The organism is Polaromonas sp. CT11-55 (assembly GCF_047303325.1).
In the GTDB taxonomy this organism is placed as follows: Bacteria; Pseudomonadota; Gammaproteobacteria; order Burkholderiales; family Burkholderiaceae_C; genus Polaromonas.
In genome coordinates this window covers 20,702-37,354 of sequence record NZ_JBKBEX010000029.1, presented here as the reverse complement: position 1 = coordinate 37,354, position 16,653 = coordinate 20,702, and the positions used below count along the sequence as shown (strand labels likewise).

16 protein-coding genes are annotated in these 16,653 nt (G+C 64.0%); 11 read left to right on the top strand and 5 right to left on the bottom strand.

Translation table 11 applies throughout. The features are described 5' to 3' along the window. The first annotated feature begins 307 nt into the window (after positions 1-307). The 8 genes from rimP to ACEN8I_RS20775 all read left to right on the top strand — a co-directional run bounded on the left by rimP (position 308) and on the right by ACEN8I_RS20775 (position 11,020). Positions 308-895 (top strand): ribosome maturation factor RimP, encoded by a 588-nt coding sequence (rimP, locus tag ACEN8I_RS20810; protein ID WP_413330528.1) that lies wholly within the window; start codon positions 308-310, stop codon positions 893-895. 33 nt (positions 896-928) lie between these two features. After that, positions 929-2,455 carry a transcription termination factor NusA gene (gene nusA, locus ACEN8I_RS20805; RefSeq protein ID WP_413330527.1) on the top strand — a complete coding sequence of 509 codons (1,527 nt, stop codon included), beginning with the start codon at positions 929-931 and terminating at the stop codon, positions 2,453-2,455. A 28-nt stretch (positions 2,456-2,483) separates the two neighbouring features. Then, positions 2,484-5,384: a translation initiation factor IF-2 gene (gene infB / locus ACEN8I_RS20800; RefSeq protein ID WP_413330526.1), complete on the top strand. Its 2,901-nt coding sequence runs from the start codon at positions 2,484-2,486 to the stop codon at positions 5,382-5,384. A gap of 69 nt (positions 5,385-5,453) precedes the next feature. Next, on the top strand, positions 5,454-5,822 hold the full coding sequence (gene rbfA / locus ACEN8I_RS20795) for a 30S ribosome-binding factor RbfA (protein ID WP_007865402.1): 369 nt from the start codon (positions 5,454-5,456) through the stop codon (positions 5,820-5,822). A 90-nt stretch (positions 5,823-5,912) separates the two neighbouring features. Beyond that, positions 5,913-6,953 (top strand): tRNA pseudouridine(55) synthase TruB, encoded by a 1,041-nt coding sequence (truB, locus tag ACEN8I_RS20790; protein ID WP_413330525.1) that lies wholly within the window; start codon positions 5,913-5,915, stop codon positions 6,951-6,953. Between the two features lie 47 nt (positions 6,954-7,000). Next, positions 7,001-8,827 (top strand): translational GTPase TypA, encoded by a 1,827-nt coding sequence (gene typA / locus ACEN8I_RS20785; RefSeq protein ID WP_413330524.1) that lies wholly within the window; start codon positions 7,001-7,003, stop codon positions 8,825-8,827. 193 nt (positions 8,828-9,020) lie between these two features. Beyond that, positions 9,021-9,896, top strand: a complete 876-nt coding sequence (locus tag ACEN8I_RS20780) for a DMT family transporter (protein ID WP_413330523.1) — start codon at positions 9,021-9,023, stop codon at positions 9,894-9,896. After that, positions 9,893-11,020 carry an enoyl-CoA hydratase/isomerase family protein gene (locus tag ACEN8I_RS20775; RefSeq protein ID WP_413330522.1) on the top strand — a complete coding sequence of 376 codons (1,128 nt, stop codon included), beginning with the start codon at positions 9,893-9,895 and terminating at the stop codon, positions 11,018-11,020. The genes ACEN8I_RS20780 and ACEN8I_RS20775 overlap by 4 nt, the downstream gene beginning before the upstream one ends. Before the next feature lie 11 nt (positions 11,021-11,031). Here the strand turns inward: ACEN8I_RS20775 and ACEN8I_RS20770 are convergent, their stop codons facing one another. The 4 genes from ACEN8I_RS20770 to smpB form a co-directional block, all read right to left on the bottom strand. After that, on the bottom strand, positions 11,032-11,865 hold the full coding sequence (locus ACEN8I_RS20770) for an anti-sigma factor family protein (RefSeq protein WP_413330521.1): 834 nt from the start codon (positions 11,863-11,865) through the stop codon (positions 11,032-11,034). 12 nt (positions 11,866-11,877) lie between these two features. Continuing rightward, the gene (locus ACEN8I_RS20765; RefSeq protein ID WP_413330520.1) at positions 11,878-12,402 is read right to left on the bottom strand and encodes a sigma-70 family RNA polymerase sigma factor; all 525 of its coding nucleotides are present in this window, start codon (positions 12,400-12,402) and stop codon (positions 11,878-11,880) included. Positions 12,403-12,477: 75 nt separating this feature from the next. After that, positions 12,478-12,852 carry a hypothetical protein gene (locus tag ACEN8I_RS20760; RefSeq protein WP_413330519.1) on the bottom strand — a complete coding sequence of 125 codons (375 nt, stop codon included), beginning with the start codon at positions 12,850-12,852 and terminating at the stop codon, positions 12,478-12,480. A gap of 123 nt (positions 12,853-12,975) precedes the next feature. Then, positions 12,976-13,509 (bottom strand): SsrA-binding protein SmpB, encoded by a 534-nt coding sequence (smpB, locus tag ACEN8I_RS20755; RefSeq protein ID WP_413330518.1) that lies wholly within the window; start codon positions 13,507-13,509, stop codon positions 12,976-12,978. A 79-nt stretch (positions 13,510-13,588) separates the two neighbouring features. On the opposite strand from smpB, the gene ACEN8I_RS20750 reads away from it, so the two are divergent. Next, a complete protein-coding gene (locus ACEN8I_RS20750; protein WP_413330517.1) occupies positions 13,589-14,035 on the top strand; it encodes a type II toxin-antitoxin system RatA family toxin in 447 nt (148 codons plus the stop codon). Then, a complete protein-coding gene (locus ACEN8I_RS20745) occupies positions 14,022-14,378 on the top strand; it encodes an RnfH family protein (RefSeq protein ID WP_413330516.1) in 357 nt (118 codons plus the stop codon). The genes ACEN8I_RS20750 and ACEN8I_RS20745 overlap by 14 nt, the downstream gene beginning before the upstream one ends. A 68-nt stretch (positions 14,379-14,446) precedes the next feature. Here the strand turns inward: ACEN8I_RS20745 and ACEN8I_RS20740 are convergent, their stop codons facing one another. Beyond that, positions 14,447-14,986: a DUF4124 domain-containing protein gene (locus ACEN8I_RS20740; protein WP_413330515.1), complete on the bottom strand. Its 540-nt coding sequence runs from the start codon at positions 14,984-14,986 to the stop codon at positions 14,447-14,449. A gap of 189 nt (positions 14,987-15,175) precedes the next feature. On the opposite strand from ACEN8I_RS20740, the gene guaB reads away from it, so the two are divergent. Next, a complete protein-coding gene (guaB, locus tag ACEN8I_RS20735; RefSeq protein ID WP_413330514.1) occupies positions 15,176-16,645 on the top strand; it encodes an IMP dehydrogenase in 1,470 nt (489 codons plus the stop codon). Positions 16,646-16,653: the final 8 nt, after the last annotated feature.

The following is a 16,653-nucleotide window of genomic DNA, read 5'->3' as shown; positions in this document are numbered from 1 at the left end:
TGATCTGTGTGCGTCGTTGAAAATCAGTGCGTGGCGCCCATCTTTGTTGCTACCTGTCCCGCCACAAGCTGGCAATCAATGAATGACGGTGTGATGGCTTAACAAAAAGGCAAAAAGGGTTAAGGCGGGCTGCTCCCGCCGGAGTTTTAGCGGTGACTCTCGTTTCAGGCACGGAAATTGTTTGCATCGAGGGGCGCAGCGCGTTACAATAAGAGCTTCACGACCAAATGGGCGGGTTTTCACCGCCCATTTTTTTTGGGCGTTTGTTTTTGAACTATTGAATTAATAAGCGGGTTTTAGAGACTGAATGGCATTGCAAGAGACGATTGAGCAAACTGTGACGGGGCTGGGCTACGAGCTGGTCGAGATCGAGCGCACCGGCGGCGGTTTGCTGCGTGTCACGATCGACATGCCTTACGTCCAGGGCGCCGAGCAGTTCATCAATGCCGAAGACTGCGAAAAAGTCACCCGCCAGCTGCAGTTTGTGCTGGAAGTCGAGGGCGTCGAGTACGCCCGGCTGGAGGTCAGTTCCCCCGGCATCGACAGGCTTTTGCGCGGTGAAAAGGATTTTGAGCGTTTTGCCGGCGAGCTGGTCGACATCACGCTGAAGGCGCCTATTGGCGTGGCGGCTAGCGCCGGCTCGACAGTGACGGCCAGCCGCAAAAAATTCCGCGGCACGCTGGAGCGCGCCGAGGCCGGCTGGCAGATCGTCTGGAGTGACGAGCCTGCCGCCAAACCCGGCCAGAAGATTAGCAAAAAGAGGATTCCCGCACCGCTGCAGGCGCTGGGTTTCACGCTCGACGAGCTTCACCAGGCGCGGCTTGCGCCCGTGGTGGACTTCAAGGGCCGCAAACCCAGGTCCACCCCCGGTGTCGCTTCCTCCCCCGAGAATTGAATTTCAAGAAATGAAGAAAGGCAGGCTTGTGAAATGAATCGCGAACTGTTGATGTTGGTTGATGCCATCTCGCGTGAAAAAAATGTGGAGCGCGACGTCGTGTTCGGTGCTGTTGAGCTTGCGCTCGCCTCGGCCACGAAAAAAGAGTACGAAGGCGAAGTGGACATCCGCGTGGTGATCGACCGTGACAGCGGCAACTATGAAACCTTCCGCCGCTGGCTGGTGGTGCCGGATGAAGCCGGCCTGCAAAACCCCGAGGCTGAAGAACTGGTGAGCGACGCGCGCGACGAAATCCCCGACATCGAAGAGGGCGACTACATCGAGAAGCCGGTTGAAAGCCTTCCCATAGGCCGTATCGGCGCGCAAGCGGCCAAACAGGTCATCCTGCAAAAAATCCGCGACGCCGAACGCGAAATGCTGCTCAACGACTTCATGTCGCGCGGCGACAAGATTTTTGTCGGCACCGTCAAGCGCATGGACAAGGGCGACATCATCGTCGAGTCCGGCCGCGTCGAGGGCCGCCTGCGCCGCGGAGACATGATCCCCAAGGAAAACCTGCGCTCCGGCGACCGTGTCCGCGCCATGATCATGGAGGTCGACACCACCCTGCGAGGCGCGCCCATCATCCTCTCGCGCACCGCGCCCGAGTACATGATCGAGCTGTTCCGCCAGGAAGTGCCCGAAATCGAGCAGGGCCTGCTGGAAATCAAATCCTGCGCCCGTGACCCTGGTTCGCGCGCCAAGATCGCCGTGCTGTCGCACGACAAGCGTGTCGACCCCATAGGCACCTGCGTCGGCGTGCGCGGCACCCGCGTCAACGGCGTGACCAACGAGCTCGCCGGCGAACGCGTCGACATCGTGCTCTGGAGCGAAGACCCGGCCCAGTTCGTCATCGGTGCGCTGGCTCCGGCCAATGTGTCGTCCATCGTGGTCGACGAGGAGCGCCATGCCATGGACGTCGTCGTCGACGAGGAAAACCTGGCCATCTCCATCGGCCGCGGCGGCCAGAACGTGCGCCTTGCCGCCGAGCTGACCGGCTGGAAGATCAACATCATGACGGCCGACGAGTCCGCCCAGAAGCAGGCCAGCGAAACCGACACCAGCCGCAAGCTCTTCATGGAAAAGCTCGACGTGGACGAGGAAATCGCCGACATCCTGATCTCAGAAGGCTTCACCAGCCTTGAAGAGGTGGCCTATGTGCCCCTGCAGGAAATGCTGGAGATCGAATCCTTCGACGAAGACACTGTCAATGAGCTGCGCACCCGCGCCAAAGACGCGCTGCTGACGATGGAAATCGCCAAGGAAGAAAATGCCGAAGGCGTTTCGCAGAACCTGCGCGACGTCCAAGGCCTCACGCCAGAGCTGATCGCCAAATTAACCGAAGCGGGCATCACCACCCGCGACGACCTGGCCGACCTGGCTGTGGACGAACTCACCGATATCACCGGCCAGTCTGCGGACGAGGCCAAAGCCCTGATCATGACCGCTCGCGCGCATTGGTTTACCGATGAGCCCGCTGCCGCTGACACCCCTGCACCCGCAGCGGCCCAAGAGCAATGATCATGAAAGGCCTGCAGGAAAAAAACATATGTCCAGTACCACCACCGTCGCTGAATTCGCAGCTGAACTCAATAAATCCCCCGCCACGCTGATCGAGCAATTGACCAGCGCGGGCGTCGCCAAGGCACAGCCCAGCGACCCCCTGTCCGAGGCGGACAAGCAAAAGCTCCTGGGCTATTTGCAGGCCAGCCATGGCACCGTCACGGCCGAGCGCAAAAAAATCACGCTGGTGAAAAAATCCACCAGCGAAATCAAGCAGGCCGACGCCACTGGCAAGGCCCGCACCATCCAGGTGGAAGTCCGCAAGAAGCGCACCTTCATCAAGCGCGACGAAGGCTCGGACCAGCCCGCCGAAGAAGTGCAGCCCGAAGTGGCCGCGCCGCCGCCGGCACCCGTCGTCGATGACGCAGAATTGATCCGCCGCGAGGAAGAAGCCCGCCGCCACGCCGAGCTGCTACGCCGCCAGGAGCAGGAACTCGCCGAAAAACGCCGCCTGCGTGAAGAGCAGGACGCGAAGGACGCTGCGCGTGAGCAGGAACGCCTGGCCGCCGAGCAGACCGCCCAGGCCGTCGCTGCGGCTGCCGCCGTCGCCGACGCGAAGAAGGCCAAGCCCGCTGCAGGCAAAGCCAAGGAAGCCGCCGCGCCGACGGCCGCCGCCTCCAAGGCCGCTGAAACCGCCGCCGCCGAGCAGGCCACCAAGTCCGCTGATGCCGCTGCCGCGGCTGCGGCCGCCAAGGCCAAGGCCACCGCTGAATTCCAGGCCGACGCCGCCAAGGCGCAGGAGCTGCAGGAACGCCGCCGCAAGGCCGAGGCCGAAGCCGCAGGCATACGCGCCATGATGTCCGCGCCCAAGCGCGTGCTGGTGCCGCACGTCGATCCCAAGGCCGCCATCAAGGGCACGCTGCACAAGCCGGCCGGTGCGCCGGGCGCCGCGCCCAAGCCGGGTGCTCCCGCGGCCGCCGCCGCGCCGGGTGCCGCGGGCAAGAAGGAAGTCAAGTCGGAGAACCTGTCTTCGACCTGGAAGGACGACGCCGCCAAGAAGAAGGGCATCCCGAGTCGTGGCGCGCCCGTCGTGCCCGGACGCGGCAATTTCCGCAGCGGCCCGCGCGGCCGCCGCAGCAACGACCGCGATGCACGCCCCGAGTCCACCTTTGTGGCGCCGACCGAGTTCAAGGTCATCGAAGTGCATGTGCCTGAAACCATCACCGTGGCGGAACTGGCGCACAAGATGAGCGTCAAGTCCTCCGAGGTGATCAAGCACCTGATGAAGCTCGGCCAGATGGTCACCATCAACCAGCCGCTGGACCAGGATACCGCCATGATCGTGGTGGAAGAAATGGGCCACAAGGCGGTCACCGCCGCGCTGGACGATCCGGAAGCCTTCACCGACGACGACGTGCAGGGCCAGCAGGCAGAACTGCTGCCGCGTGCCCCCGTTGTCACCGTCATGGGCCACGTCGACCACGGCAAGACCTCGCTGCTCGATTACATCCGCCGCGCCAAAGTGGCCGCGGGTGAAGCCGGCGGCATTACGCAGCATATCGGTGCCTACCACGTGGAAACCCCGCGCGGCATGGTGTCCTTCCTGGATACCCCGGGCCACGAAGCCTTCACCGCCATGCGTGCCCGCGGCGCCCAGGCCACCGACATCGTCATCCTGGTGGTGGCGGCCGACGACGGCGTGATGCCCCAGACCAAAGAAGCCATCAAGCACGCCAAGGCGGCAGGCGTTCCCATCGTGGTGGCGATCAACAAGATCGACAAGCCCGATGCCAACCTGGACCGCGTCAAGGGAGAACTGGTCACCGAGGAAGTCGTGCCGGAAGAATTCGGCGGTGATTCTCCCTTTGTGCCGGTTTCCGCCCGCACGGGCGCCGGCATCGACCAGCTGCTCGAGCAGGTGCTGCTGCAGGCCGAAGTGCTGGAATTGCGCGCGCCTGTCGACGCCATGGCCAAGGGCCTGGTCATTGAAGCCCAGCTCGATAAGGGCCGCGGCCCGGTCGCGACCGTGCTGATCCAGTCCGGCACGCTCAAGGCCGGCGACGTGGTGCTGGCCGGCTCGACCTACGGCCGCGTGCGCGCCATGCTGGACGAAAACGGCAAGCCGATCAAATCGGCGGGCCCCTCCATCCCCGTGGAAATCCAGGGTTTGACCGAAGTGCCGCAAGCCGGTGACGAGTTCATGGTGATGACCGACGAGCGCCGCGCCCGTGAAATCGCCACCTACCGCGCCGGCAAGTTCCGCAATACCAAGCTGGCCAAGCAGCAGGCCGCCAAGCTGGAGAACATGTTCTCCGACATCTCGGCGGGCGAAGTCAAGATGCTGCCCATCATCATCAAGGCCGATGTGCAGGGTTCGCAGGAAGCGCTGGCCCAGTCGCTGCTCAAGCTCTCGACCGACGAGGTCAAGGTGCAGTTGGTGTACTCCGGTGTCGGCGGTATTTCCGAGTCCGACGTTAATCTGGCTATCGCCTCCAAGGCCGTGCTGATCGGGTTCAACACCCGCGCGGACGCCCAGGCGCGCAAGCAGGCCGAGAACAACGGCATCGACATTCGCTACTACAACATCATTTATGACGCTGTGGACGAACTCAAGGCCGCCATGTCCGGCATGCTCACGCCCGACAAGAAAGAGGAAGTCATCGGTACCGCCGAAATCCGCCAGGTGTTCAAGGTCAGCAAGATCGGCTCCATCGCCGGCTGTATGGTCACCTCCGGCCTGGTTCGCCGCAGCGCGCGCCTGCGCCTGCTGCGCGAGAACGTGGTCATCTTCACGGGTGAACTCGACTCGCTCAAACGCTTCAAGGACGACGTGCGGGAAGTCAAGGAAGGTTTCGAGTGCGGCCTGAATATCAAGAACTACAACGATATTCAAGAAGGCGACATCCTCGAGTTCTTCGAAATCAAGGAAGTGGCGCGTACCTTGTAAAGCGGACCGGCCCGCCGCCTTCCCGCGGCGGGCCTTCCAGAAAAAACAGGATTTCGCCCCATTCACCCCATGCGTAAAAAGTCATCCACCCCCAACCGCGGCTTTCGTGTCGCCGATCAGATCCAGCGCGACCTGACGGAGCTGATCGCGCGCGAGCTGAAGGACCCGCGGGTCGGGATGGTGACCATCCAGGCGGTCGAGGTGACGGCCGACTACGCGCACGCCAAAGTGTTCTTCAGCGTGCTCGTCGGCGACCCGAAGGAGTGCGAGGAAGCGCTCAACCAGGCCGCCGGCTTCCTGCGCAACGGCCTGTTCAAGCGCCTGATGACGCACACGGTGCCGACCCTGCATTTCCACTTCGACCGCACCACCGAGCGTGCGGCCGACATGAACGCCTTGATTGCCAAGGCGGTCTCTTCCCGCGCGCACGACGACTGAGTTCGCGCCGTTCCCCTTGATGACAGGTTCAGGGACAACGGCGCCAACGAAGCGCCGGGCTTGTCCCGTGCGCCGAGCCTGTCGGAACTTATGACGCAAACTTCTTCTCATCGCCAGAAAATCCAGCGACGTCCCGTGCACGGCGTGCTGCTGCTCGACAAGCCGCTGGGCCTGTCGAGCAACCAGGCTTTGCAGAAGGCCAAATGGCTGCTGCGCGCCGACAAGGCCGGCCACACCGGCACGCTGGACCCGCTGGCCACCGGCGTGCTGCCGCTGTGCTTCGGCGCGGCCACCAAGTTCAGCCAGATCCAGCTCGATGCCGACAAGACTTACGAGGCCGTCCTGCTGCTGGGCAAAAAAACCAGCACAGCCGACGCTGAGGGCGAGGTCATAGAGACCCGGCCCGTGCCCGAGATCACGCCGGCTCTGCTGCGGGAACTGACGGCGCGCTTTACCGGCCCTCTGGCGCAGGTGCCGCCCATGTATTCGGCGCTCAAGAAAGACGGCAAGGCCCTCTACGAATACGCCCGCAAGGGCCAGGAAGTCGAGCGCGAAGCCCGCCACATCACCATCTTCAAGCTGGAAATGGCCCAGGTCCACGACGAACGCGCGCCGGCCGCCATCAGGATCACCGTGACCTGCAGCAAGGGCACCTACATCCGCACGCTGGGGGAAGACATCGGCGAGGCCATAGGCTGCGGCGCCCACCTGGGCTCACTCAGGCGGCTGGAGACCGGCGGCTACACCACGCAGCAGTGCGTCAGCCTGCCGGCCCTGGAAGCCATGACCGAGCCCGAGCGCGAAGCTTGCCTGCTGCCGGCCCAGTCCCTGGTTTCAGCGTATCCGTCTGTCACATTGGACGCCGACAATGCGGGGCGGTTTTTAAGCGGCCTGCGCCGCCGGGGCGAGCCCGGCCAGTGGGGCGCCGACGCGCCACTGGTGCAGGTCTACGGTCCCGCGGCGGGGCAGGGCGGCGACGCCCCGGCCTTCCTGGGCTCGGCCCACATCACGGCGGACGAGCTGATTCCGCAGCGCCTGCTGAGCCCGATAGAGATCCAGGACATTTTGAATGCCGCGCACAGTTCCGGCGGCACCGCGCCGGCGGGTGCGGCGGCCCTTGTTCACCATTGACAGTTTTTGCCAGTTTTTGACGTTTTAAAGTTCCCAGAAAGCCAACCATGAGCCACAAACAGATCCGCAATATCGCCATCATCGCCCACGTTGACCATGGCAAAACCACCATGGTCGACCAGTTGCTGCGCCAGTCCGGCACCTTCGCCGAGCACGAAAAAGTGGTCGACACCGTGATGGACAACAACGCCATCGAAAAAGAACGCGGCATCACCATCCTGGCCAAGAACTGCGCCGTGACCTGGGAAGGCACGCACATCAACATCGTCGACACCCCGGGCCACGCCGACTTCGGCGGTGAGGTTGAGCGCGCGCTGTCCATGGTCGACGGCGTGGTGCTGCTGATCGACGCGCAGGAAGGCCCCATGCCCCAGACGCGTTTCGTGACCAAGAAGGCGCTGGCCCTGGGCTTGAAGCCCATCGTCGTGGTCAACAAGGTCGACAAGCCGGGCGCCAATCCCGACAAGGTGGTCAACGCCGCCTTCGATCTGTTCGACAAGCTGGGCGCGACCGACGAGCAGCTGGATTTTCCCGTGGTTTACGCCTCCGGCATCAACGGCTGGTCCTCGCTCGAGGAAGGCCCGCCCAACGAACAGTGGGGCCCCGACATGTCGGCCCTGTTCAACACCATCCTCAAGCACGTGCCGTCCCAGAAGGGCGACCCGGCGGCGCCGCTGCAGCTGCAGATTTCCGCGCTCGATTTTTCGACCTTCGTCGGCCGCATCGGCGTGGGCCGCATCAGCCAGGGCACCATCAAGCCCATGATGGACGTGGTTGTCATGGAAGGCCCGGACGGCAAGGCCATCAAGGGCCGCATCAACCAGGTCCTGACCTTCCAGGGCCTGGAGCGCGTGCAGGCCACTGAAGCCGGCCCCGGCGAGATCGTGCTGATCAACGGTATTGCCGACATCGGCATCGGCGTGACCATCACCGACCCGGTCAACCCCGCGCCGCTGCCCATGCTCAAGGTCGACGAACCGACCCTGACCATGAACTTCTGCGTCAACACCAGTCCGCTGGCCGGCCGCGAAGGCAAGTACGTCACCAGCCGCCAGATTTGGGACCGCCTGCAGAAAGAGCTGCAGCACAACGTGGCCCTGCGCGTCAAGGAAACCGACGAAGAAGGCATTTTTGAGGTCATGGGCCGGGGCGAGCTGCACCTGACCATCCTGCTGGAAAACATGCGCCGCGAAGGTTATGAGCTGGCCGTCTCCAAGCCGCGCGTGGTGTTCAAGGATGTCAACGGCGAGAAGCACGAGCCTATCGAGCTGGTCACCGCCGACATCGAAGACCAGCACCAGGGCGGCGTGATGCAGGCCCTGGGCGAGCGCAAGGGCGAACTGGTGAACATGGAGCCGGACGGCCGCGGCCGCGTGCGCCTTGAGTACCGCATCCCGGCGCGCGGCCTGATCGGCTTTACCAACGAGTTCCTGAACCTGACGCGCGGCTCGGGCCTGATCTCCAACATCTTCGACAGCTACGAGCCGCACAAGGGCGACATCGGCGGGCGCAAGAACGGCGTGCTGATCTCCATGGACGACGGTGAAATCTTCACCTATGCCCTGGGCAAGCTGGACGACCGCGGCCGCATGTTCGTGCGCGCCAACGACCCGGTGTACGAAGGCATGATCGTCGGCATCCACAGCCGCGACAACGACCTGGTGGTCAACGCCACGCGTACCAAGCAGCTGACCAACTTCCGCGTCAGTGGCAAGGAAGACGCGATCAAGATCACGCCGCCGATTGAATGCACGCTGGAGTATGGCGTGGAATTCATCGAGGACGACGAGCTGGTCGAAATCACGCCCAAGTCCATTCGCCTGCGCAAGCGCCACCTGAAAGAAAGCGACCGCAAGCGCGCCGGCAGATCCTGAGCCCCCACGCTTTTCACTGCGCCTTCGGCTTCGTGTAATGCGCTGCCCCCCGAGGGGGCGCTGCGCCTGCGGCCCGGCAAAGCCGGTTCCGCGGCCCCTGCTGGCAGCAGAGGAACGCTTGAAATCGGGCCGCTGCGGGCGAAAGCTCCGGTGGCCTTTATATTTGCGTAACAGCTGAATCGATTTACCACCCATGAAACTCACGCATTCCCGCGCCGTTGTCCTGATGATCTTCGTGACCATGATGTGGTCGATTGCCGGGGTCGTGACCCGCCACCTGGAGTCGGCCCGCAGCTTTGAAGTCACCTTCTGGCGCAGCTTTTTCACGGTGGTGTCGCTGCTGGTCATCCTGCCGTTTTTCCAGGGCAGGGCGGTGTTCAGCAAGATCCGCAACGGCGGCTCGGCCTTCTGGCTGTCGGGTGTCTGCTGGAGCGTGATGTTCACCGCCTTCATGGTCGCGCTCACGCTGACTACCGTGGCCAATGTGCTGGTGACCATGGCGGTCAGCCCCTTCATCACGGCCCTGCTGGCACGCGCCTTCATCGGCCACAAGATTCCGGCACGCACCTGGCTGGCCATTGCCATGGCCGGCGCCGGCATTGCCTGGATGTACGGCGGGCAGATGGACCTTTCCAGCCACATCGGTGGAACCCTGGTGGCCCTGATGGTGCCGCTGGCCAGTGCCAGCAACTGGACGGTGGTGCAGCACAGCCGCGCCCACGGCAAGAATGTCGACCTGGTGCCCGCGGTGCTGCTGGGCGCGGCGATTTCGACGCTGGCGACCTTGCCGCTGTCGCTGCCGTTTTCCGCCACCGCGCATGACGTCGGCCTGCTGGCCTTGCTGGGCCTGGTGCAACTGGCCATTCCCTGCGTGCTGTCGGTGATGTGCGCCGGCGTGCTCAAGGCGCCGGAAGTCGCCCTGTTGGCGTTGCTGGAAGTGATTTTCGGGATTCTGCTGGCCTGGTTCGGCGCGGGCGAGGTGCCCGGCGCCAGCGTGCTGACGGGGGGCGCGCTGGTGATAGGCGCGCTGGTGGTCAATGAACTGGTCGGATGGAGGCAGCGGGCATGAGCGGCATGAACACGGAGACTCGGCTCGAGGTGCTGGTCGAGCGCCGCGGCAACGCCGGGCTCATCACCCTGAACCGCCCCAAGGCGCTTAATGCGCTGTCCCTGGGCATGATCCGGGCCTTGTCCGCCGCTTTGCTGGCTTGGCGCGACGACCCGGCGGTTCACGTCGTGGCCATACGCGGCAGCAACAAAAAAGGCCAGCCCGGCACGCCTGAGAGCCTGTTCGGCGGCTTTTGCGCGGGCGGTGACATCCGCTTTTTCCACCAGGCTGTTTTCGCCGGCGATTCCGCGCTCGAGGACTTCTTCGCCGAGGAATACGCGCTCAACCACCTGATCCACACCTACCCCAAGCCCTATGTCGCTTTCATGGATGGCGTGGTCATGGGCGGCGGCATGGGAATCAGCCAAGGGGCCAAAGTGCGCATCGTGACCGAACACACCAAGATGGCCATGCCCGAGACCAACATCGGCCTGTTCCCGGATGTGGGCGGCGGTTATTTCCTGAGTCGTTGCCCCGGCCATGCGGGTGAATACCTCGCTCTGACGGGGGATGTCATTGGCGCGGAGGAGGCGCTGAACTACGGCCTGGCCGACATCCAGGTCGAGGCGGCCCGCCTGCCTGAGCTGTGGGATGCGCTGGGTCGCGAGGCCTTTGCTTCGGCCGCGGCAGCCCAGGCATGGATAGCGGCGCAATGGACGGCGAGCCGCACCCGGCCGACCAAAGCCGACAGCCGTATCGACGGCTATTTTTCCCTGCAGCGCGTGAAACATATCGTCGACGCGCTGGAGGCTTCGGTAGATTCATGGGCGGCCAAAACCGCCGCCACCTTGCGCAAACGCTCGCCGCTGATGCTGCATGTGACGCTGGAGCAGATCCGCCGCGCGCGCGGCATGGGCCTGGCTGACGACCTCCGTATGGAGCGCGACATGGTGTACCACTGCTTTCACCTGCGCCCCGGCGCGGGGAGCGAGACCGTCGAAGGCATACGCGCGCTGGCGATTGACAAGGACTACAAGCCGCAGTGGAACCCGGCCCGCATCGAAGACGTCAAGCCCGGCATGGCGGATGCGTTTTTCGCGAGCCCCTGGACGCCTGAGACACATCCCCTGCGCGGGCTGAAATAAGAGGACCCGGCTCAGAGCTGTTGGTACACCCGCTGCGCCAGCTTCATCAATTCATCGCGCGAGACGGCGCCGCTCAGCGCATAACCAAAACCCTGGTCCACCCAGTAAAACGAGGGCACGGGGCCGTCGCCGCTATAGCGGAAGGCGGTTTCCTGTGCTGCCTGGGATGGCGGCTGGGAGGCCGCATCGATGGCGCCCAGGTACAGCGTCAGGCGCAGGCCGGCCGCGTTCTGGAACATGAATTGCGCGCGGGCGCCGCCGTCACCGGACAGCAGTCTGCCGCCGACCAGATCATAGCCTTCGGCCGCCAGCACCGGCACTTTCAGCGGCCGGCCCACGCGCTTGGACAGCCACTGCACCAGGTGCTCCTGCTGCGCGGCCGTGACCTCCACAGGATGGCGCACCTCGGGCGAAAACACCGCGTGCGCCAGCGAAGCCTGGTGCACAAAGGATTGCGCCGACCGTGCGGAGGCCAGTTGCTGCAGTGCCGGCCCGCCGAGCTGCCCATGCGACAGCCAGCCCACGCCAAAGGCCAACACCACGGCGGCCGCCATGCCGCCCCAGCGCCGCCACCGGTCAATTTGCTGCTTGCCCGCCTGGCCGCGGCGCGCGGCGGCCAGCAGCGCGTCTGGAATGGCTTCGTCCAGCAGCGGACGATGCAGGGCACGCAAGGCGTCGCGCTGGGCCTTCCAGGCCCGCAGGGTCTCGCGTGCGGCGGCGTCTTCGCCCAGTTGCGCTTCGAGCTCAGCCTGCCGGCCCGGTGGCAAGCAGCCGTCGACCAGGGCGTTGATCCGGTCGTGCAGGACTTCACTTGGGGGCTGCGATGTGTCGTGGGGTTTTTCCATGGGTTGCTGCCTTTACTTCAGGCGCCTGAGCTGGGCCGGTGCGGTGGCGGCCACCGGGGCCGGGCCGTCCATCAGTTCACGCAAACGGCTGCGCGCACGCGACAGCCGGGACATGACGGTCCCGACCGGCACGCCGGTGATTCTGGCGACCTCTTCATAGCTGAGGTCTTCGAGGCTGACCAGCAGCAGCACGGCCCGCTGGTCTTCGGGCAGACGCAGCAGGCAGCGCTGCAGGTCCAGCGACTGGGCGGTACCGGCTTCCGGCGCTGCAAGCTCGTTCTCGACCTCATCGACATTGACCGTGGCGCCCGCGGCCGCCTGCCGCAGGGAGCGGCGGACCTGGTTGACGAAGATGTTGTGCATCAGCGTGAACAGCCAGGCGCGCAGGTCGCTGCCTACCACCCACAGCCGCCATTTGGAACAGGCGCGCTCCAGCGTGTCCTGCACCAGGTCGTCGGCCGTCCAGGCGTCGCCCGTCAGCGCGCGCGCATAACGTCGCAGGCTGGGGATATGGTCGGTCAGCGGAAAGTGGGTCATGCGTCAGGCAAAGCCTGCCGCCATCCTAGCGGAGCCGGCCTGAAAGGGTAGGGTCCGGCGGCAGGCATCGCGGCGTCAGGGCTTGGCGATGTGCCAGACGGTCCCCACGTTGTCGCCGGTCTTGTCACCGGGTTTGCTGTCCTTGGCCCAGTAATACAGCGGCTTGCCCTTCATGGCCCATTGTTTCTTGCCGTCGTCGCGGGTGATCACCGTGTAGTCACCGCCCGGCTTGTCGGCATCGCTGGCCATCAGGGGCGGCCAGTTGGTGGCGCAGGGGCCGTTGCAGACGGATTTCCCGCTGTTGGCGGCGTCGCGGTCGAAGACGTACAGCGTCATGCCGTTGGGGCCGACCAGCACGCCGTCGGCAACGCTGGCCGGGGCGGGGGTGGTCATGGAGGCGCAGCCGCCAAGCAGGGCAGCCGCCAAAAGGGCGGTGGACAGCAGTTTCATGGAAATCTCCGGTGTGGTGTTGTGGGCGTTTCGCTTGCGCAGCACGCATGTGCATGCGGCTGCACAGGGATAAACACCGGCCGGGGCCGGTTTATTCCATCGCCGGAGAAAAAAATACCGCCGTCAGCGGTTGCGGGACTTCATCGCGCGTTCGACCTCGCGCTTGCCTTCGCGGTCCTTGATGGTGTCGCGCTTGTCGTGTTCGCCCTTTCCCTTGGCCAGGCCGATCTCGCACTTCACCTTGCCGGCCTTCCAGTGCATGTTCAGCGGCACCAGGGTGAAGCCTTTTTGCTCGACCTTGCCGACCAGCCTGCGGATTTCTTCCTTGTGCATCAGCAGCTTTTTGGTCCGCACCGAATCGGGCCGCACATGGGTGGAGGCCGTGCCCAGCGGGTTGATCTGGCAGCCGATGATGAACAGCTCGCCGCCGCGCACCACGACGTATCCGTCGGTGAGCTGCACCTTGCCTTCGCGCAGGGACTTCACTTCCCAGCCCTCGAGCACCATGCCGGCTTCAAAGCGCTCCTCGATGTGGTAATTGAAGAGGGCTTTTTTGTTGTCGGCAATGCGCACGGCGGCGGCAGCGGCCTTGGGGGACAGCTTGGCGGAAGGCGTTGCGGCCGTTTTTTTGGAGGAAGTTGCTTCTTTGGTGGCCATGGATAAAAGGTAGGGGCGAAATTTGAAAAGTACAGAGCCTCTAAGGTGGCTAATACAATTGCGCCCAGCCTTCCATTGTATGAAAACCGTTCACAAGTCCGTTTTAATCTGGTACAGCGCCGCCGAGATGTACGCCCTGGTCACCGACGTCGCCCGCTATCCCGAGTTTTTGCCCTGGTGCGACCAAGCCTCGGTGCTGGAGGAGGACGCGCACGGGATGACGGCAAAAATCGGCCTCTCCATCGCCGGCCTCTCGCAGAGCTTCACCACACGCAACACTCACGAAAAAGACCGCAAGGTTAGCCTCAAGCTTGTCGACGGCCCGTTTTCAAAGCTGGACGGCCACTGGGATTTCACGCCGGTGGGCAAGGGCGGTGAAAGGGCCTGCAAGGTCGAGTTCAGCCTGCGCTATGACTTCGACAATGCCGCGCTAGCCGCCTTGGTCGGTCCCGTGTTCGACAAGATCGCGGGCAGCCTGGTCGATGCTTTTGTCAAAAGAGCCTCGGACGTCTATGGCGAGCCCTGAGGGCGGCGCGCCGCTGGCAATCACCCTGGTTTATTCCCCCGCGCCGCGGCAGGTGCGTGAATGGACGCTGGAGCTGGCCGCCGGTGCGACGGTGGCCCAGGCTTTGGAAGTCAGCGGAGTATTCAACGAGTTTCCCGAACTGCGGGCCACCCGCCTGGTGCTGGGCATCTGGGGCCGCAAAACCACGCCGGGGCATGTGCTCCACAGCCAGGACCGGGTGGAAATTTACCGTGGCTTGCGCGTGGACCCCAAGGTGGCACGCCGTGAAAGGTTCAACCGCCAGGGCGCCAAGCGGGCCGGGCTGTTTGCCAAAACCCGGGCCGGCGCCAAGGCCGGGTATTAAAGGGTATTAAAGAAAGCCGGGTATCGAGTCCAAGAATGCCAACGCTACCGGAGCAGTAGCGCTACAACTTATTTGCAATCAGTTTCGATAATGCCTTGAAGGCGTTTGACCTCTGCAGCTTTGGCGCTGTCATCCATGTACTCACGCTCGCCTTTGCTGTTGGTGACGGTAATTCTTTGGCCTGATTGAAAAGAGTTCACTGCTTTTTTGCTGCGATCGCAATTTTCCGCCTTTGCTTTGGCAACTTTTTCTTCGTTTGCCTGCTTTTTCGCAGCCTCTTCTTCTTCCGCCTGTTTTTTCTTGGCTTCGAGCTGCGGATCCTTGCCGGTCAGCTTGGGCGCGTTGGGATCATTTTTGGCCACCGGGGCGGAGGCGGCTGCCCCGGGAGTCGCAACTGCATCCTCTTTGGCAGTGGGCTGGGCAGCTACTTTCGCCCCGCGCGGCATTTTCAGGATGTTTTTCTCGGGGATGTCGGCGGGTGGGGAGCGGTCGCTGTAGACCTTGCGGCCGTCCTTGTCTATCCATTGCCACTGCGCCAGGGCGGTGACTGAAAATGCGCTGCCAGCGACGGCCAGGATGAGTGTTCTTGAGACGAGTTTGAAGTCCATTTCGCCAGTGTAGCGCCGTGTGGCGCGGTTTCGGCCTATTCCGGAGGCAAAGAGCCGGCAAAGAACCCGCAAAGCGGGCTTTTTACAACCCGGGCGCCACGGCGGCCAGACCGTGGCGCCCGGGGGCTAGGGGTTAGTACCGACGGGTTTTTGCGACAAGGGTACAATCGTGTTTTTGGAGCCATCCCTATGCGCCTACTCGGCAAAGCGCTCACCTTCGACGACGTATTGTTGGTGCCAGCGTTCTCCCAGGTCCTGCCCAAGGACACTTCACTTTCCACCCAATTCTCCCGAAACATCCGCCTGAACCTGCCGCTCGTGTCTGCGGCCATGGACACGGTCACCGAAGCCCGGTTGGCCATCGCCATCGCCCAGGAAGGCGGCATAGGCATCGTCCACAAGAACCTCACGGCCCAGCAGCAGGCCGCTGAAGTCGCCAAGGTCAAGCGCTACGAAAGCGGCGTTCTGCGCGACCCGGTCGTTATCACCCCCACCCACACCGTGCGCCAGGTCATGGCGCTCAGCGAGCAGCTCGGCATTTCCGGCTTCCCCGTCATCGACGGCGGCCGGGTCGTCGGCATCGTGACGGGACGCGATATGCGCTTCGAATCGCGCATGGACGTGCCTGTCAGCACCATCATGACGCCGCGCGAGCGCCTGATCACCATCTCCGAAACCGCCTCGCTGTCCGACGCCAAGGCACTGCTGAACAAGCACCGCCTGGAGCGCGTGCTGCTGGTCAACGACAACTTCGAGCTCAAGGGCCTGATCACCGTCAAGGACATCACCAAGCAGACCACCTTCCCGAACGCCGCGCGTGATTCTCACGGCCAGCTGCGCGTGGGCGCCGCCGTCGGCGTGGGCGAGGGCACCGAAGAGCGCGTTGAAGCCCTGGTCAAGGCCGGTGTCGACGCCATCGTGGTCGATACCGCCCACGGCCACAGCAAGGGCGTGCTTGACCGGGTACGCTGGGTCAAGCAAAACTATCCCCAGGTCGATGTCATCGGCGGCAACATCGCCACCGGCGCGGCGGCGCTCGCCCTGGTCGAAGCCGGCGCCGACGGCGTCAAGGTCGGCATAGGCCCCGGCAGCATCTGCACCACCCGCATCGTCGCCGGCGTCGGCGTGCCGCAGATCATGGCCATCGACAACGTCGCCACCGCGCTGCGTGGCACCGGCGTACCGCTGATCGGCGACGGCGGCATCCGCTACAGCGGCGACATCGCCAAGGCCATCGCGGCCGGTGCCAACACGGTGATGATGGGCGGCATGTTCGCCGGTACCGAGGAAGCCCCGGGCGAGGTCATCCTGTTCCAGGGCCGCAGCTATAAGAGCTACCGCGGCATGGGCAGCATAGGCGCCATGCAGCAGGGCAGCGCCGACCGCTACTTCCAGGAGTCGAGCACCGGCAACCCGAATGCCGACAAGCTGGTGCCCGAAGGCATCGAAGGCCGGGTGCCCTACAAGGGGTCCATGGTTGCCATCGTGTTCCAGATGGCCGGCGGCCTGCGGGCCAGCATGGGCTACTGCGGTTGCCCTACCATCGAGGACATGCGCGACAAGGCCGAGTTCGTCGAAATCACCTCGGCAGGCATTCGCGAAAGCCATGTCCACGACGTGCAGATCACGAAAGAAGCGCCAAACTACCGCGCCGATTGAGTTTGACC

What these genes read in the sequence shown, in the direction of transcription:
- truB (WP_413330525.1), top strand. Translation starts at nt 5,913, where the DNA reads ATGACGCAAACTTCTTCTCATCGCCAGAAAATCCAGCGACGTCCCGTG.
- rimP (WP_413330528.1), top strand. Translation starts at nt 308, where the DNA reads ATGGCATTGCAAGAGACGATTGAGCAAACTGTGACGGGGCTGGGCTAC.
- ACEN8I_RS20745 (WP_413330516.1), top strand. Translation starts at nt 14,022, where the DNA reads ATGGCGAGCCCTGAGGGCGGCGCGCCGCTGGCAATCACCCTGGTTTAT.
- infB (WP_413330526.1), top strand. Translation starts at nt 2,484, where the DNA reads ATGTCCAGTACCACCACCGTCGCTGAATTCGCAGCTGAACTCAATAAA.
- ACEN8I_RS20740 (WP_413330515.1), bottom strand. Translation starts at nt 14,986, where the DNA reads ATGGACTTCAAACTCGTCTCAAGAACACTCATCCTGGCCGTCGCTGGC.
- nusA (WP_413330527.1), top strand. Translation starts at nt 929, where the DNA reads ATGAATCGCGAACTGTTGATGTTGGTTGATGCCATCTCGCGTGAAAAA.
- guaB (WP_413330514.1), top strand. Translation starts at nt 15,176, where the DNA reads ATGCGCCTACTCGGCAAAGCGCTCACCTTCGACGACGTATTGTTGGTG.
- ACEN8I_RS20780 (WP_413330523.1), top strand. Translation starts at nt 9,021, where the DNA reads ATGAAACTCACGCATTCCCGCGCCGTTGTCCTGATGATCTTCGTGACC.
- ACEN8I_RS20760 (WP_413330519.1), bottom strand. Translation starts at nt 12,852, where the DNA reads ATGAAACTGCTGTCCACCGCCCTTTTGGCGGCTGCCCTGCTTGGCGGC.
- ACEN8I_RS20770 (WP_413330521.1), bottom strand. Translation starts at nt 11,865, where the DNA reads ATGGAAAAACCCCACGACACATCGCAGCCCCCAAGTGAAGTCCTGCAC.
- rbfA (WP_007865402.1), top strand. Translation starts at nt 5,454, where the DNA reads ATGCGTAAAAAGTCATCCACCCCCAACCGCGGCTTTCGTGTCGCCGAT.
- smpB (WP_413330518.1), bottom strand. Translation starts at nt 13,509, where the DNA reads ATGGCCACCAAAGAAGCAACTTCCTCCAAAAAAACGGCCGCAACGCCT.
- ACEN8I_RS20750 (WP_413330517.1), top strand. Translation starts at nt 13,589, where the DNA reads ATGAAAACCGTTCACAAGTCCGTTTTAATCTGGTACAGCGCCGCCGAG.
- ACEN8I_RS20765 (WP_413330520.1), bottom strand. Translation starts at nt 12,402, where the DNA reads ATGACCCACTTTCCGCTGACCGACCATATCCCCAGCCTGCGACGTTAT.
- ACEN8I_RS20775 (WP_413330522.1), top strand. Translation starts at nt 9,893, where the DNA reads ATGAGCGGCATGAACACGGAGACTCGGCTCGAGGTGCTGGTCGAGCGC.
- typA (WP_413330524.1), top strand. Translation starts at nt 7,001, where the DNA reads ATGAGCCACAAACAGATCCGCAATATCGCCATCATCGCCCACGTTGAC.